Below are 15599 nucleotides of genomic sequence, written 5' to 3'. Positions count from 1 at the left end.
TCTTGAGTACGTGACCTCTCATGAAAATGATCTCAAAACATCTTCTCGGTTTAGCAATTTTGGCAGCATTTAGCCCTGCTCTCATTACGACCTCTTATGCACAGCTTCATCTTGAAATTGCTAAAGCACCTGAAGAAGCACCAAAAATTGCTATCGTGCCATTCGTAGGTGATCAACGCTTATACCCTGTTGTAGAGCAAGATTTAAACCGTTCAGGTCGCTTTACCAGTTCATCTAAAAATTTACCTGCAACAGCAACCATCAATCAAGCCAATGGTGCTGCTTGGCAATCTGCAGGCGTACCTTATGTTGTGAATGGTGAAGTTAAAACCAATCCTGATGGTTCATTGGCTGTTCATTACCAACTCTATGATGTCCAAAAACAACAATATTTGCTCAATGAACTATTAACTGTACCACCATCGCGCATTCGATCTGCAGCACATATGATCAGTGATGCGATTTACCAAGCATTAACAGGTATTCCTGGTGACTTTAGTGGTCGCATCGCTTATGTTTTGCGAAATCCTGCGACTCCTGATAATCGCTACACTTTACAAATCGCAGATACGGACGGCGAACAACCACGTACTGTATTGAGTTCGCGCGATCCAATTTTGTCCCCTGCTTGGACGCCTGATGGCAAAAAAATCGCTTATGTTTCATTCGAAACCAAACGTCCAGCGATCTATGTTCAAGATTTAGCGACTGGACAACGTGAAAAATTAGCTGGCTTCCGTGGCTTAAACGGTGCGCCAAGTTTTTCCCCTGATGGTAAAAGCATGTTGTTCACTGCTTCAATGCATGACAACCCTGAAATTTATCAAATGGATTTAAATACGCGCCAAGTGAAGCGTATGACAAATAATACAGCAATTGATACAGAAGCTCGCTATACCCCAGATGGTAAAGGTTTTATCTTTACCTCAGACCGTGGTGGTTCAGCACAGATCTATCATTACACGTTTGCTGATGGTTCAACAAAACGTTTGACATTCCGCGGAGCATTCAACGCACGTGGAAGTTTAAGTGCCGATGGTAAATATGTTGCTTTAGTACATCGCCCTTCAGGCAGCAACTATAAGGTAGCAATTCAAGAAATCTCAACTGGAATCACGAACATTTTAACGCCAACCAGTTTAGATGAATCACCAAGCTTTTCACCAAATGGTCAAATGGTCGTGTATGCGACACGTGAAGGCAGCCGTGGATTGTTATCGATTATGTCTACAGATGGTCGCTTCCGCATGAATTTACCTAGCGAACAAGGTGAAGTTCGTGAACCTGCTTGGGCACCTAAATAATCGAATTTAATCTTTCAAGGAGATGAACATGAACGCGATTAAAACGTTTGCTCTTCCACTCATTGCTGTAAGTTTAGTAATGACGGGTTGCGCAAGCCGTAAACCAGCAACTACAGATACCACTACGATGACACCACCATCAACGTCCACCTCTGTAAATACGACTGGTCTCAGTGAAGATGCAGCATTAAATGCTCAAAACTTAACGGGTGCTTCTGCTAAAGGGGTAACTGAAGCCAATAAAGCTTTCTTGGCTAAACGTGTTGTTCACTTTGATTATGACAGCAGTGAGCTATCTACTGAGGACTATCAAACCCTCCAAGCACATGCACAATTTTTATTGGCAAATGCAAACTCTAAAATCGCATTAACTGGTCATACCGATGAACGTGGAACGCGTGAATACAATATGGCTTTGGGTGAGCGACGTGCCAAAGCAGTTGAAAGTTATCTAGTTACAAATGGTGTAAATCCAAACCAACTCGAAGCTGTGAGTTATGGTAAAGAAATGCCAATTAATACAGGTAATAATGAAGCTGCGTGGAAAGAAAACCGTCGTGTAGAACTCAATTATGAAGCAGTGCCACCACTTCTTCGCTAATGAATGCAAAAAAAGCGCTCAATTCGAGCGCTTTTTTTATATCAGGTTTAAGACCTTTGCGAGTCTGGCATGGGCACTTGCATAGACTCAATCATGTCATGCTTATTAAACTCTTTATATTCAGGTTTAGCCTCGTACTGTTTCCATGCTTCCTTGGAACTCTCTGAACTAATTTCGTTTAAGTCGATTGCCTCACCTGGCGTTGGAGTTGCTTCAAACTTTTGAATGCTCATTTTAAAGCTCCTTTTAAAATCATCCTCCTATCAACATACCATGTTCTAAAACTCTGGCAAGTGCAAAATCACCACAAATAACGCAGGATAATTTCTATTTTGCACTGAACTCATCTAAAATAGCCCAAGATCCAAATTTTATTCTTTTAAAGCTTTTAGGAGCGTCCTTGTAATGTCATACCTCACCTTGTCACAATATCTTGCACAACAACAAGGAAATCTAACGCCTGAACTCTCTAATGTAATTGAAACAATTGCTGAAACGTGTAAAACCATCGATTCAGCATTGCAAAAGGGTGCCTTAGCGGGTGTATTAGGTAGTGCTGGTAATGAAAACGTACAAGGTGAAGCGCAAAAAAAATTAGATGTTATTTCAAATGACTATTTAATTGATGCGCTAAAGAACAACGCAAATGTAGGCGGTTTAGCTTCTGAAGAACTCGATGAGTTTACACCAGCACAAGAGAACGGTAAGTATTTAGTTTTATTTGACCCACTAGATGGCTCAAGTAATATCGATATCAATATGTGTGTTGGCACCATCTTCTCTATCCTACCTGCCAAAAATTCAGTGACACAAGCAGAAGATTTCCTTCAAGCAGGCACTGAACAAGTCGCAGCTGGTTATGTGTTATATGGCCCATCAACTATGATGGCATTAACCGTTGGTGCAGGTACTGTTTTCTTTACATTTGATCCAGAGTCAAAAACATTCCTGTTGACGACTGAAAATATCCAAGTGGATGCCGATACAAAAGAATACGCCATTAATGCTTCAAACCAACGTCATTGGGAAGAACCTGTTCAACGCTATATTGGTGAGCTACAAGCGGGTAAAACATCTGTACGTGAAAAAGACTTTAATATGCGTTGGGTTGCCTGCATGGTTGGTGATATCCACCGTATTCTTTGCCGTAGTGGGATCTTCTTATACCCTTACGATACCAAAGATCCTAAGAAAGCAGGTCGTCTACGTCTTATGTATGAAGCAAATCCAATGAGTATGCTCATGGAACAAGCAGGTGGTGCTTCGACAACAGGTCGCGTGCGTATTATGGAAATCCAACCGACTGAACTTCACCAACGTGTACCAGTCGTTATTGGTTCAAAAAATGAAGTTGAGCTTGTTACTGCTTATCATCAATAATTTTACAATTGAGAGCCTATTGATTTAGGCTCTCATGGAAGTCAAACTGAATGGCCATTATCTTTTTAGAATCTAAAGACAACCCGAAAATTAAACATTTACGTGGTTTAATTGATCAAAATAGCTACCGTAAAAAGCAAGGCCAAACTGTTCTAGAAGGCACACATTTGTGCTTAGCTTGGTTAGAAAAAAATCGTAAATTGAATTCGATTTTTACCACTGAAAAAGCAATGGAACACGCCGATTTTGACGAAATCGCGCAACACTATACAGGCTCAGTGTTTGTTATTAGTGAATCACTCTATAAAGACATTAGCACGCTAGGAACTACCTTAGCATGTTTAGCGATTGTAGATTTACCAACTCAACGTGATGCTCTAGATTATACTCAAGACACTTTAATTCTTGAAAATGTTCAAGATCCAGGCAATGTGGGTACATTACTTCGTTCAGCTGCGGCTGCAGGTATTGAACAAATTGTTTGCACCAAAGGTTCAGCATCTTTGTGGTCTCCTCGCGTATTACGAGCAGGAATGGGTGCGCACTTTTCATTAAAAACCTATGAAAATGTTGCGCTTGAAGATGTGCTGTCTCAATTCAGAATTCCCGTGTATGTCACGAGCTCACATGAATCAGAAAGTTTATATGCAAAAGACTTAACTCAAGCTTGCGTATGGGTACTGGGCAATGAAGGTCAAGGCGTTTCGGAATATGCCCTAGCGCATGCTTCAGCAATTACCATTCCCCAACCGGGTGGTCAAGAATCATTAAACGTTGCAGTTGCCGGATCGATTTGTTTCTTTGAAATGGTACGCCAACGGATATGATTCGTTAAAATATATTAACGGAATCACTGAAAATAAAAAAATCTATTAAACTGCTAAAAAATAGTTGCTTAGATTGTCAACCTACCATTATGTTTTGACGTTATATAAGTAACGATTAGAAAATAATGGTGGGTACCCAATGACGGGATTTTCCATCTCTATGGATTTAGCACCAAAAAAAGTCAAGCCTGAAGATTCGAGTGTTCTTTTGAATACGGCTGAACAACGTCTTAAATATTTTATGCAAGACGTCACTGGGCGTGCATTGGTGATGATGGAAAGCGCAACTCAAGGACACAATGGCATTGCTATGGATTTAGTCCAAGAAGCTTTTATATCTTTGCATAAATCATATGCTGATAAATCCACTGCAGAGTGGTATCCCCTTTTCTATACCATTTTAAATAACAAACTTCAAGATTGGCGTCGTAAAGAATCACGACGGGCTTTTCCATTCTCGTTATTTAAAAAAAATAACCACGATGAAGATGATGACGAAACCATCAATATTGTGGATGAATCAACACCTAATCCGCTGCAATTTCTTGCACAAGAGATGGCTGTTGAGGAGATTCAAAATGCAATTTCTAAGTTACCTGTTCGCCAACAACAAGCATTTATGTTGAGAGCATGGGAAGGGTTTGATACACAAACCACAGCCGAAATCATGAATTGTTCAGAAGGCAGTGTAAAGACCCATTACCATCGAGCTATACAGGGCTTAAGATCTGCTTTGTCTCACTTAAACCCAAATGACGGGGGATCATCGGATGAATCATGATGAATTTACGAAACAAGTGACTGAAAAATTGAATGTACTGGCATCACAACATCGCAATAAAGCGGTCGTGATGGAGCATGTACTTGATGAGATTAAAGACAAACCCTTATTTTCTCAGTTTATGACTTGGAAAGTTACTGGTTTTGCATTAGCAGCCGCGATCACAGGATTTGTGGTACTTCCAAATGCGTTTGATTTGGAAGAAGCTCCAAGCTCACAACAAGTGATTGTCACCCCTAAACTTTCTCCGCAAATGATGGAAGATCTAGAAATGTTATCTGTTTTTGGTGAGGATAAATCAGCTCATGGCAGCTAAAGGCTTAGCGATTGCACTCTGCACATTAGGTTTTTTACAAACCAGTTTTGCAGGCTATGAACGTTTTTGGATCTTCTCGAAAGACAATAATTCTGAACTTAATGAATCTTGGGAATCGCTTTCTGAAGATGAACAAAAAGCACTGATTAAACGCTATCAAAATTTGAAAGAAATTCCTGAAGAGCAAAGTGTTGTTCTACAACAAAGAATGGATTGGTTTACTAAACTGCCTGAACAAGAAAAAATACAAATGCGCGAAACTTGGCAACAGATGAGCTCAAGTGAACGAAATGATTTGCGTAAAAAAATGATGAACGCGACGACTGCCGAGCAGCGCAAAGAAATACGCGAAACTTATTTAAATAAATATATGCAACAAACCACGATGAAATAATAAACTTTAAAGCCTCCACAAGAGGCTTTATTTTTTAGTTAAAGATATATACCCTCACGTTCAGGCTGATAGAGCACTTTATCAATTTTCACTTTCATTGTTTGCCCATCAGGCTGAGGCCATTCAATTTCTTGTCCTTCAGCCAAACCTAGGATTGCTGCACCAATAGGTGCAATCACATTAACCTGCCCCTTTTCACCTTTAAAGTCATGGGGATATACCAGCACAATCTCTGTAGATTCAGTGGACGGTGCAACCGTTATCAGTACTCTAGCATTCATCGTCACTACATTGGCAGGGATATCTTTAGGCTGTACGACTTCAGCACGAGCCAACTCATTTTCTAAATGCTCCATCGTTGGAGTTACCTGCTTCTGATGTTCCAACATGGTTTCTAAACGATTTAAATCCTGTTCAGAAATAATAATATTTGGATGACTCATTTTCTGCTCCAATTCAAATGTATAACGACAATTGAATAATTAATAGATACATCAGTTATATCAGAACTATCTAAAAATGACAGATTTGACATTTCAACATTCAATAAAAAAGCCCCCTTGAGGGGGCTTTTCTCAAGTCGAAGATTATTTTGCGTAAACTGGGAATTTAGCGCATACAGTCTCAACTTTAGCTTTCACTGCGTTAATGACAGTTTCATCACCTTTAGAATCTAAGATATCCGCGATCCAACCTGCAAGTTCACGTACTTCTGCTTCACCGAAACCACGAGTTGTTACAGCTGGAGTACCGATACGGATACCAGAAGTTACGAATGGAGAACGTGGATCGTTTGGCACAGAGTTTTTGTTCACAGTGATGTGAGCCGCACCTAACCAAGCATCAGCATCTTTACCTGTAATGTCTTGTTTGATGAGAGACAACAAGAACAAGTGGTTTTTAGTTCCACCTGAAACAACATCATAACCGCGTTCGATTAACACTTCAGCCATTGCTTGCGCGTTTTTCACAACTTGTTGTTGATATGCTTTGTATTCAGGAGCCATTGCTTCTTTGAAGCAGATTGCTTTAGCCGCTACAGCATGAACTAAAGGACCACCTTGGTTACCTGGGAATACAGCAGATTGAAGTTTTTTCTCAATCTCTTCGTTTGCTTTCGCAAGGATTAAACCAGAACGTGGGCCACGAAGTGTTTTGTGAGTCGTCGTAGTAGTTACGTCAGCAATTTGAACTGGGCTTGGATAAACACCAGCAGCAACAAGACCAGCAACGTGAGCCATATCAACGAATAGATAAGCGCCTACTTTGTCTGCGATTTCACGGAAACGCTGCCAATCAACGATTTGGCTATAAGCAGAGAAACCTGCAACAATCATACGTGGCTTGTGTTCTACAGCTAAACGTTCTACTTCTTCGTAATCGATTTCACCCGTTTCTGGATTTAAACCGTATTGGATCGCATTATATGTTTTACCAGAGAAGCTAACTTTAGCACCGTGAGTCAAATGACCACCGTGAGCTAAGCTCATACCTAAAACAGTATCGCCTGGGTTAAGAAGCGCTAGATAAACTGCAGAGTTTGCTTGAGAACCAGCATGAGGCTGAACGTTCGCGTAATCAGCACCAAAGAGTTCTTTAGCACGGTCAATTGCCAATTGTTCAATCACGTCTACATATTCACAACCGCCATAGTAGCGTTTGCCTGGGTAGCCTTCTGCATATTTGTTAGTGAGTTTTGAACCTTGAGCTTCCATTACTGCTGGAGAGCAATAGTTTTCTGAAGCGATTAACTCAATATGAGCTTCCTGACGAGCATCTTCACTCGTAATAGCTTGAGCTAATTCTGGATCAAAGTCAGCAATAGAGATATTGGCAAACATTAGCGAGGTCCTATTAATGTAGGGCTTTTAAGCCGTGCTAAGATTGGCGCGTATTGTAACATGAACTTGTTAAATTTCGAGAATGAAGTTTAAAGAGTTTGCAATTAAATTTGATTAATTCTTGTGTGTTTACTCTATTACTATTAAAAACAAATATCTGAATTATGACTATTCTTTTTAAATTTATTCATTTTTAAAAATTATTTTTAACAACCTACAGTCTAAACTTGCAGCGTCAATATCATAGAAAACGAAATTTCTTTAAATGAGCACCTTATCTAAATAATTCCCATAATTTGTTCAATTCAGCATAATTTATACAATTCATTGACTTTATTACTGTGAGCTCAGATTTGAAAATGTTAAATTAATTACATCTTTATCATTTACTTGGACATTTGCATGCAAGCCATTATCTTGGATACTGAAACCCATACATTAAACGGTTTGCCCATAGAAATTGCATATGCTCCTATTCAGATTGAACAAGGCAAATTAAGTCTTGATCGCGAAAAAATCTTTGACCAACTATATAGCATTGGTGACGAAAAAATTTCCTATGCTGCAATGGCGGTTCATCATATTCTTGAAAGCGATTTAGTAGATCAACCCAACTTCAGAACCTTCGAGTTACCTCAAGAAACGACGTATATTATTGGTCATAATATTGATTATGATATTCGAGCTATTCAGCAATGCGGCGTTGAAACAAGTCATATTAAAGCCATCTGTACACTCGCTCTTTCTCGACTAGTTTGGCCTCATGCAGAAGCACACAACATTTCTGCTTTAATTTATATGATTAGTAAAGGCAGTAGCAAAGCTAGAGAGATGTTAAAAGGTGCCCATCGAGCTGACGCAGATATTATTTTGACTGCAAATATCTTAATGCACATTATTCATCATTTGGGTATTCAAAATATTGAAGAACTCTATGAAGTATCTGAAGATGCACGTATTCCTCGTACAATTAACTTCGGTAAACATCGTGGGACAGCCATTGTAGATCTTCCAAGTGATTATGTTTCATGGTTACTAAGACAAGAAGACTTGGATCCCTATTTGAAAAAAGCCTTAGAAAAAACTTTAATTGATACGCTTTAAGCAATATTTCATGACTCTCACTTTGAACCTAAACCTCAAAGTGAGAAATTAACTATTTTTTAATACTTTTAAACGATTAAACTAAAATTTACACCAATAATTAAAATAATATAATCACATGATAATTAAATATTTTTTATTATTTTTATTCATTCAACACTGCCCACCTCATCCGCTATTAGACTAAGGCGAAGTAGAACATCTTTGTCATAAATATATTAATACGATCATACAACAACGGTATAAATAGGTGCCTTATGTCTAAACTCAGCCAAATTCTAGAATTTGATCCTTTAGATAATCCTATGTATCTTAAAAAAGTCGGAAATTGGGTACTCACCTTCTTGCATGCCCATGACCAGGTGGAGAAAATCCAGCTCGCCATTACCAATGTTATTCCGCGTCAAGCAGATGGCTCGTTGCAGCCTCGACGTATTATCATTGAGCAAGCTGATCAAGAACATCAATGGCAAATCAATCACATAGAATGCTTTGATAGCCTTGAAAATAAAGAAGTCCTGCTCAATGCTTCAGAACAAACGGGTGGATCGATCATTCAAGAACTGCTCAGTGAATTTCGAAAATATGATGTTGAGGTCATGTTTAAAGCATAATTCCGATATGAAAAAGCCCGCTTTACGCGGGCTTTATGTTGGAAGGCTAGTGTTAGATTTATTGTTCAACTGAACTCAACTAACTGTCATTAATCCGTCCAACTCGTCAGTAGCGTTGAATATTTACAACCTACTGTGATTTTTAATTTAATACTTTCAATATGTGATGTGAAGTCACTTTAACACTTTTCAACAACTGTATTAAAAAAATACAATTGAACTTTTTTATTTATAGATAAGAATAGGTTTCGCGAATACAGACAAAAACCATATTAAAAAAGTCGACCCTAATGGGTCAACTTTTATTTCTAAATTTAAGCTCAGAATTAAGCCAAATAACGTGAACGATTATTTGAATGATTTACACCGAAACGTCCAGCAAAAATCGTCACAATCAATCCAATCAATAAACCAATGAATGACCATAAAGCAGCTTTTGCAGCAGCTTTAGTCGCATTAGCTGCTTTTTCACGTGCTTGATCTTTTAATTCAGCATATTTTAATTTAGCAGATTGAATATTCGCCTCTAAATCATTAAAGAATTTATCCTGCTGTATAAGGAAATTATTGACAGCTTGATTCACTTCTTGCGGAGTTAGAGATGAATTTTTCGCTAAAGCAGCACTGACTTCAATCTTATTAATAATAGCAGTCACAGATTGTGCACGAGTTTTAATTGTTCTGATAACTTTTGAATAATAGCATCACTGTTATCTGGATGAATCATCAAATCTTTTGCGGCAACCTTAATTTGCTCCTTTGCCCATTCACCCTGCGCTTTTAAGAATTCGGGTTGCAATTCCTCGATCCCTGTTTTGCGTAATGCTTCAGACATCTTTTCATCACTATTTTCAAGCTTTGGTAAAGGAACTAATTCCTCAAAAGCTTGAACTCCGATCTGAGTTAAATTAACGCCACCTTGACCAATTCCTGATGCTACACTACCCGCAGCACTACTGACTGAACTAATCGCACTACCAGTAATTTTTGCTGCGCCGCTAATGGTCATTGCACCAAACCAGATACCTAACAGCAATGAAAGTGACCAGACAATAAAGCCATGGATTGCACCATCAGCTTGAGCAAAGTGACCTGCAACAAATCCACCAATAGCCAACGATACTAACAATGAAATAATTGTCCAAACGCTTAGTGCTATCCCTGAGCCATTTGTAATATCAGTGGTAGATTGTGGATCTAGGAGCGCAAATCCTAATGCAACGCCAAGTAATGAGATTAAAATTGAAATAGCTAATACAACAATAACGCCAGCGAAAATACTCGCCCACGAGATTCGATTTTGGATCAAAACTTTTTCTTCGTACATTGTTGTGCCTCTTATTTGAATTATTCATAATTTATGTGATTTATACGCCAATGCCGCAATTCAAACTTAAGATAGGTCATGTGAATTTTATGTGTCTTATCTATCATTTTAAAGTTTATTTTGAGAATTATTATATTATCATTTGTCAATATTGGTGCATCTCACGATTCAATCGACTCAGATTAACAATTCCGATTAATCATTAAATTTTGATAAAAATTTACTAAAAATATTTTAATCGACAGACTATGTTTTGTTTGAAAAACATAAAAGAAATGGTGCGCTCAGCGGGACTCGAACCCACGCCACAGGCTTCGGAGACCTGTACTCTATCCAGTTGAGCTATGAGCGCATTTTAGGAAGTGCGCACATCATAACAAAAAAAACTCTAAGGTAAAGCAACTATATATCTTTCCAATTTTTAGTGCTCATGCTTTATACAGCGTTTCATCATCAAAACAGAGAATTCTGATTACAAAGCTTGGTTTATTTTTCAAGATCACTCACAATATCTCAACTTTTCACCATTCGAGATATTCATGACTGATGCATTGACCTTAAGGGATTTGTCGAAGACCTATCGAAATGGTTTTCAAGCACTAAAAGGAATTAATTTAGATGTTCCAGAAGGTGAATTTTATGCACTTCTAGGCCCTAATGGTGCAGGTAAATCAACCACTATTGGCATCATCAGCTCTCTTACAAAAAAAACTGCAGGCACTGTCGAGATTTTTGGTCATAACCTCGATACACATCCTTCACAAGCTAAACAATGCTTGGGTGTAGTCCCCCAAGAATTTAACTTTGCGCAATTTGAGAAGACTTTCGATATTTTAGTCACACAAGCAGGTTATTACGGCATTCCAAAAAAAGTTGCTGAAACTCGTGCAGAGGAGTATCTGACCAAATTAGGTTTATGGGAAAAACGTTCTACTCAAGCACGTATGCTATCTGGGGGAATGAAACGCCGCCTTATGATTGCCCGAGCAATGATGCATGATCCGAAACTGTTAATTCTCGATGAACCGACTGCTGGTGTTGATATTGAACTACGTCGCTCGATGTGGGACTTCTTAACAGAAATGAATCAGAAAGGTACATCTATCATTCTCACAACACATTATTTAGAAGAAGCAGAAGTACTGTGTCGCAAAATTGCAATTATTGATCGTGGCGTCATTAAAGAAGACACCACCATGAAGAACTTCTTAAATCAATTAAATGAAGAATCTTTCATTTTTGATTTGGCTGAACCTATAGAACCGATACAACTTGACATTATTGGTGTGAAATTTAATTTGGTTGATCCAGTGACCTTAGAAATTACGCTTGATAAAGCACATAGCATGAATGATCTTTTTCAACTTCTAGAATCACAGAACATTCAAGTTCGAAGTATGCGTAATAAATCAAATCGTTTAGAAGAGTTATTCGTCAAAATGGTCGAAAAGAATCTTGATGGAGCTGCGCAATGAATTTTAACCAACTCGCTGTAGCTTTATATACGATTATCCATAAGGAAATTCGTAGATTTATGCGCATTTGGCCACAAACATTGTTACCACCAGCAATTACCATGTCACTGTATTTTGTGATTTTTGGAAATCTAGTCGGTTCAAGAATTGGGGAAATGGGTGGCTTTACCTACATGCAGTTCATTGTACCTGGTCTAATTATGATGGCTGTCATTACTAATAGTTATGCCAACGTTTCATCAAGCTTTTTTAGTTCTAAATTTCAAAAAAGTATTGAAGAACTGATCATGAGTCCAGTGCCTTTACATGCCGTACTTTGGGGTTATGTGCTTGGTGGTGTTGCTCGAGGCTTATTGGTTGCTATCATTGTGACTGCAATGAGTTTATTTTTTACTGACTTATATATTACCAACTGGTTCGTCACAATTTATACCGTCCTGATTACATCATTACTGTTTGCATTAGGTGGATTCATTAATGCGGTCTACGCAAAGTCATTTGATGATATTTCGATTATTCCCACTTTTGTTTTAACACCGTTGACCTATTTAGGTGGGGTGTTCTATGCAATTTCTGCATTAAGCCCATTTTGGCAAAATTTATCTTTAATTAACCCTGTCGTATATATGGTCAATGCATTCCGTTATGGGATCCTTGGTCATAGCGATGTAAATGTATCTATTTCTTTATTAGTAATCACAGCGTGTTGCGCCGTGCTATATGCGGTCGCTTATCACTTACTCTCCCGTGGTTCAGGAATGCGTGAATAATGAGCGTTGAACAATCTCTTTTAGGCAAAGACACCAACTATCCAACTGAATATCAACCTGAGGTGCTATTTCCAATTGCTCGTGCAGAAGCACGAGCGAAGTACGCACATGTAGACGGTATTCAACAAGGAATAGATTGGTGGCATATTTTTGAAATTTCTTGGTTGAATCTGTCAGGGATTCCTCAAGTTGCGATTGGCCGAATGCATCTTCCAGCTTCATCACCCAATCTCATTGAGTCAAAATCTCTAAAACTATATTTCAATAGTCTTAATTTTGCTCAATTTGAATCTCAAAATCAGTTTATTGAGACAGTCGAGCGTGATCTTTCTAAAGCAGCCAATGCAGAAGTAAGACTTGAATTATTCGATGTTGATCAATTGAATATTGCTCAGCCTGTAGGAATATGTATCGACCATTATGAGCCTGAACGTCTTGAAAACCACCCTGATGCGAGCTTACTCAAACTCGATGCAGTGTCTTCCGAAGAAATCGTTGAAATTCAATTATATTCGCATTTATTAAGAAGTAACTGCCCAGTCACAGGTCAGCCTGATTGGGGCACAGTTTTTTTAAGATATCGTGGCAAAAAACCTTGTTATCGTTCAATTTTAGCTTATATTATCTCCTATCGTCAGCATAATGGCTTTCACGAACAATGCGTTGAACAAATCTACGCAGATATTTGGGAAAACTTTAATCCTGAAAAGTTGATGGTATATGCGACTTATACACGCCGTGGTGGTTTAGACATTAACCCTTGTCGTGTATCGGACTTTGCATGGATGCCAAGCCCAATTCGATTGGCGCGACAATAAATTGAAGAATAGTTGAGGTTATACGATGTCATATTTTGGTTTTATTCCATCTGCATCTTTGTTAAAGAATATTCAAACTGGAATTGAGAAAAAAAATTCAAACGAACCACTTTACCCTTTGCGTGATCAAACTGCACTCGCTATTAATGATGAAATTATCGATGCAATTTTAGTTGAACTTGTACGTCGTTTCCCTGCAAGCGACAAACGAGAAACAGCTGAAAAACTTGCTGGTTATATTAAATCAACAGTATCGGTACTACTTAAACAGTTATTGGGCAAAGCACCAAATGACGTCGTGAGACAATCGATTGAATTCTCTGAAAAGAGTTTATTCAAAGATCCAGAGGGTAATTATCGTGTCGGCGCTCCATTACCTGCTGATCTAGTGACAAACTTAAAAAATAGCTTTGCAGAAGTACGTGCAGGCAATGATGTCAATCGTGCAGTTCTGTCTGAACAATACAAGCAATTCGGTGAAGCTGCAGTTCGTCACTTTATGAATGATTTTAACAAGACTTTAGATTTGGGTATGATTAAACGTAAGGCGTCTGATATCGCTTCTTCAGCGGTCATCAAAGCAGTTCATATTGCTATTGATAAGCTCATTCCTAACTTTACTAAAGAAGAATTGTTAGCTACAGCTGAATATCATGACACGCTATTTATTCAAGAATAAATCAGACTAATCAAAAACCTAGCTTCTGCTAGGTTTTTTTATGTTTTAAAAATAGTTCATCAATATTGAATAAATAAAAGACATAATTCATCCATTTTTACACTTTTTATGTAGGTTTTTGTGAATCCATCACGACCTAATGTTATCTTAATAAACATTGCGATTAATCAAATGATGTTGAACTTTTAATCCTTATCAACACTTATACCTTTGCGTCTACCACCGATAATAATTGGATCTGCTGCTGTTATGTTATTTGAAAATTTTAATGTTAAATTACAACGTATTGGTTTAGCACTCAGTGCGTTTATGGTCACAAGTTTTGTTCAAGCCAATGACTTCGCTCAACATCCTCAATATCAAAATTTTAAACTAAAAACGATGCAGACCTATGATTTGAGTGCTGAGCAAGTTGACTGGGCCATGAATGGATCAAAAAACCTACCAAATATTATCAACATTATGAATCGCCCAGGAGAAAGCAAGCCTTGGTACGAATATAAAAAGAATTTTTTAGCAGAAAGTACAATTCAACGTGGTGTGCGTTTTAAAAATCAATATGCAGACACTTTAAATCGAGCAGAACAGCAGTTCGGTGTTCCCCAGTCCATCATTCTCGGTATTCTCGGCGTAGAGACAGGTTTTGGAGCAAATAAAGGTTCATTCATCACACGTGATGCTCTAGCCACTTTAGGGTTTGGATATGAACGACGTGCACAATACTTTCAAGACGAATTAAGCGCTTTGATTGCATGGTCTTATAAGGACGGCATTCCAGCTAATTCAGTCGTTGGCTCTTATGCTGGTGCTGTGGGCTATCCTCAATTTATGCCAAGCAATATTCCGAAATTTGGTGTGGATTATGACGGTAATGGTCATATCGATCTCAGAAACTCTGCTGTAGATGCAATTGGTTCTATTGCAAATTATCTTGCTCAACATGGTTGGCAACGAGATCAACCGATTGCTTTTGCCGCACGCTACCAAGGAAATAATGCGGATGCCATCATAGCCAAAGACTTAACACAACCTACTCCATATGGTGCATTAAAAGTTCAAGGCATTAGCCCACTCAATCCTATTGTTAAAATAGATGACTTAGACATGGTCAATGTGATTCAACTACAAGAAAATTATGGACCAGCTTATTACCTTACATATCCTAATTTTCAAGTCATTACGACCTATAACCGTAGTCGAATGTATGCAACTGCACTGTGGCTTTTAGGGACTGAAATCGCGAGTAGATAAATATAAATCTACTTGTTTTCACAAAAGTCAATAAATATTTTTGTGATTAAGTTCACTATTTGCACATTTTACATATTTTGTTACACTATTGATTAATTTTTAACCATATTTTGTGAT

General features: G+C 38.2%; 19 protein-coding genes and 1 tRNA gene. 14 read left to right on the top strand and 6 right to left on the bottom strand.

Annotated features, from left to right (window positions below; genetic code table 11):
* Positions 1-20: 20 nt before the first annotated feature.
* Both tolB and pal read left to right on the top strand, forming a co-directional pair.
* Complete coding sequence (tolB, locus tag AC1M9L_RS03430) at positions 21-1304, top strand: Tol-Pal system beta propeller repeat protein TolB (protein ID WP_179998402.1); 1284 nt, start codon at positions 21-23, stop codon at positions 1302-1304.
* A 28-nt stretch (positions 1305-1332) separates the two neighbouring features.
* The gene (gene pal, locus AC1M9L_RS03425; RefSeq protein ID WP_035265718.1) at positions 1333-1905 is read left to right on the top strand and encodes a peptidoglycan-associated lipoprotein Pal; all 573 of its coding nucleotides are present in this window, start codon (positions 1333-1335) and stop codon (positions 1903-1905) included.
* 47 nt (positions 1906-1952) lie between these two features.
* Here the strand turns inward: pal and AC1M9L_RS03420 are convergent, their stop codons facing one another.
* Positions 1953-2138 (bottom strand): NF038105 family protein, encoded by a 186-nt coding sequence (locus AC1M9L_RS03420; RefSeq protein WP_035265716.1) that lies wholly within the window; start codon positions 2136-2138, stop codon positions 1953-1955.
* A 172-nt stretch (positions 2139-2310) separates the two neighbouring features.
* Between AC1M9L_RS03420 and AC1M9L_RS03415 the strand changes: the two genes are divergently transcribed.
* The 5 genes from AC1M9L_RS03415 to AC1M9L_RS03395 all read left to right on the top strand — a co-directional run bounded on the left by AC1M9L_RS03415 (position 2311) and on the right by AC1M9L_RS03395 (position 5603).
* A complete protein-coding gene (locus AC1M9L_RS03415) occupies positions 2311-3285 on the top strand; it encodes a class 1 fructose-bisphosphatase (protein ID WP_035265714.1) in 975 nt (324 codons plus the stop codon).
* Between the two features lie 50 nt (positions 3286-3335).
* A complete protein-coding gene (locus AC1M9L_RS03410) occupies positions 3336-4112 on the top strand; it encodes a TrmH family RNA methyltransferase (protein ID WP_481591335.1) in 777 nt (258 codons plus the stop codon).
* A gap of 160 nt (positions 4113-4272) precedes the next feature.
* A complete protein-coding gene (locus AC1M9L_RS03405; RefSeq protein ID WP_171260669.1) occupies positions 4273-4893 on the top strand; it encodes an RNA polymerase sigma factor in 621 nt (206 codons plus the stop codon).
* Complete coding sequence (locus AC1M9L_RS03400; protein WP_481591334.1) at positions 4883-5209, top strand: hypothetical protein; 327 nt, start codon at positions 4883-4885, stop codon at positions 5207-5209. The genes AC1M9L_RS03405 and AC1M9L_RS03400 overlap by 11 nt, the downstream gene beginning before the upstream one ends.
* Positions 5199-5603: a DUF3106 domain-containing protein gene (locus AC1M9L_RS03395; protein ID WP_481588469.1), complete on the top strand. Its 405-nt coding sequence runs from the start codon at positions 5199-5201 to the stop codon at positions 5601-5603. Before AC1M9L_RS03400 ends, AC1M9L_RS03395 begins: the two co-directional genes overlap by 11 nt.
* 38 nt (positions 5604-5641) lie before the next feature.
* Here AC1M9L_RS03395 and rnk read toward each other — a convergent pair whose 3' ends face one another.
* Both rnk and glyA read right to left on the bottom strand, forming a co-directional pair.
* Positions 5642-6046, bottom strand: a complete 405-nt coding sequence (gene rnk / locus AC1M9L_RS03390; protein WP_481588470.1) for a nucleoside diphosphate kinase regulator — start codon at positions 6044-6046, stop codon at positions 5642-5644.
* A gap of 144 nt (positions 6047-6190) precedes the next feature.
* The gene (gene glyA / locus AC1M9L_RS03385) at positions 6191-7444 is read right to left on the bottom strand and encodes a serine hydroxymethyltransferase (RefSeq protein ID WP_035265704.1); all 1254 of its coding nucleotides are present in this window, start codon (positions 7442-7444) and stop codon (positions 6191-6193) included.
* Between the two features lie 402 nt (positions 7445-7846).
* Between glyA and AC1M9L_RS03380 the strand changes: the two genes are divergently transcribed.
* Together AC1M9L_RS03380 and AC1M9L_RS03375 are read left to right on the top strand one after the other, a co-directional pair.
* Positions 7847-8548, top strand: a complete 702-nt coding sequence (locus tag AC1M9L_RS03380) for a putative quorum-sensing-regulated virulence factor (RefSeq protein WP_180027533.1) — start codon at positions 7847-7849, stop codon at positions 8546-8548.
* A gap of 257 nt (positions 8549-8805) precedes the next feature.
* Positions 8806-9162 carry a hypothetical protein gene (locus AC1M9L_RS03375; RefSeq protein WP_180027532.1) on the top strand — a complete coding sequence of 119 codons (357 nt, stop codon included), beginning with the start codon at positions 8806-8808 and terminating at the stop codon, positions 9160-9162.
* A 326-nt stretch (positions 9163-9488) separates the two neighbouring features.
* On the opposite strand, the gene AC1M9L_RS03370 is transcribed toward AC1M9L_RS03375, so the two are convergent.
* From AC1M9L_RS03370 to AC1M9L_RS03360, 3 genes are all read right to left on the bottom strand, one after another.
* Complete coding sequence (locus tag AC1M9L_RS03370) at positions 9489-9818, bottom strand: hypothetical protein (protein ID WP_481591333.1); 330 nt, start codon at positions 9816-9818, stop codon at positions 9489-9491.
* Complete coding sequence (locus AC1M9L_RS03365; RefSeq protein WP_481591332.1) at positions 9815-10489, bottom strand: hypothetical protein; 675 nt, start codon at positions 10487-10489, stop codon at positions 9815-9817. The genes AC1M9L_RS03370 and AC1M9L_RS03365 overlap by 4 nt, the downstream gene beginning before the upstream one ends.
* A gap of 276 nt (positions 10490-10765) precedes the next feature.
* Positions 10766-10841, bottom strand: a tRNA-Arg gene (locus AC1M9L_RS03360).
* Positions 10842-11028: 187 nt separating this feature from the next.
* On the opposite strand from AC1M9L_RS03360, the gene AC1M9L_RS03355 reads away from it, so the two are divergent.
* From AC1M9L_RS03355 to mltB, 5 genes are all read left to right on the top strand, one after another.
* A complete protein-coding gene (locus tag AC1M9L_RS03355) occupies positions 11029-11964 on the top strand; it encodes an ABC transporter ATP-binding protein (RefSeq protein ID WP_180027530.1) in 936 nt (311 codons plus the stop codon).
* The gene (locus tag AC1M9L_RS03350; RefSeq protein WP_092766033.1) at positions 11961-12734 is read left to right on the top strand and encodes an ABC transporter permease; all 774 of its coding nucleotides are present in this window, start codon (positions 11961-11963) and stop codon (positions 12732-12734) included. The genes AC1M9L_RS03355 and AC1M9L_RS03350 overlap by 4 nt, the downstream gene beginning before the upstream one ends.
* On the top strand, positions 12734-13552 hold the full coding sequence (queF, locus tag AC1M9L_RS03345; protein WP_481591331.1) for an NADPH-dependent 7-cyano-7-deazaguanine reductase QueF: 819 nt from the start codon (positions 12734-12736) through the stop codon (positions 13550-13552). Before AC1M9L_RS03350 ends, queF begins: the two co-directional genes overlap by 1 nt.
* Positions 13553-13577: 25 nt before the next feature.
* Positions 13578-14231 carry a hypothetical protein gene (locus AC1M9L_RS03340; RefSeq protein ID WP_481591330.1) on the top strand — a complete coding sequence of 218 codons (654 nt, stop codon included), beginning with the start codon at positions 13578-13580 and terminating at the stop codon, positions 14229-14231.
* Between the two features lie 309 nt (positions 14232-14540).
* On the top strand, positions 14541-15482 hold the full coding sequence (mltB, locus tag AC1M9L_RS03335; RefSeq protein WP_481591345.1) for a lytic murein transglycosylase B: 942 nt from the start codon (positions 14541-14543) through the stop codon (positions 15480-15482).
* Positions 15483-15599 lie beyond the last annotated feature (117 nt).

Source organism: Acinetobacter sp. ANC_7511 (genome assembly GCF_056779975.1).
Note: the sequence above shows the minus strand (reverse complement) of the source record. Positions and strands in the feature narration are given on the sequence as shown.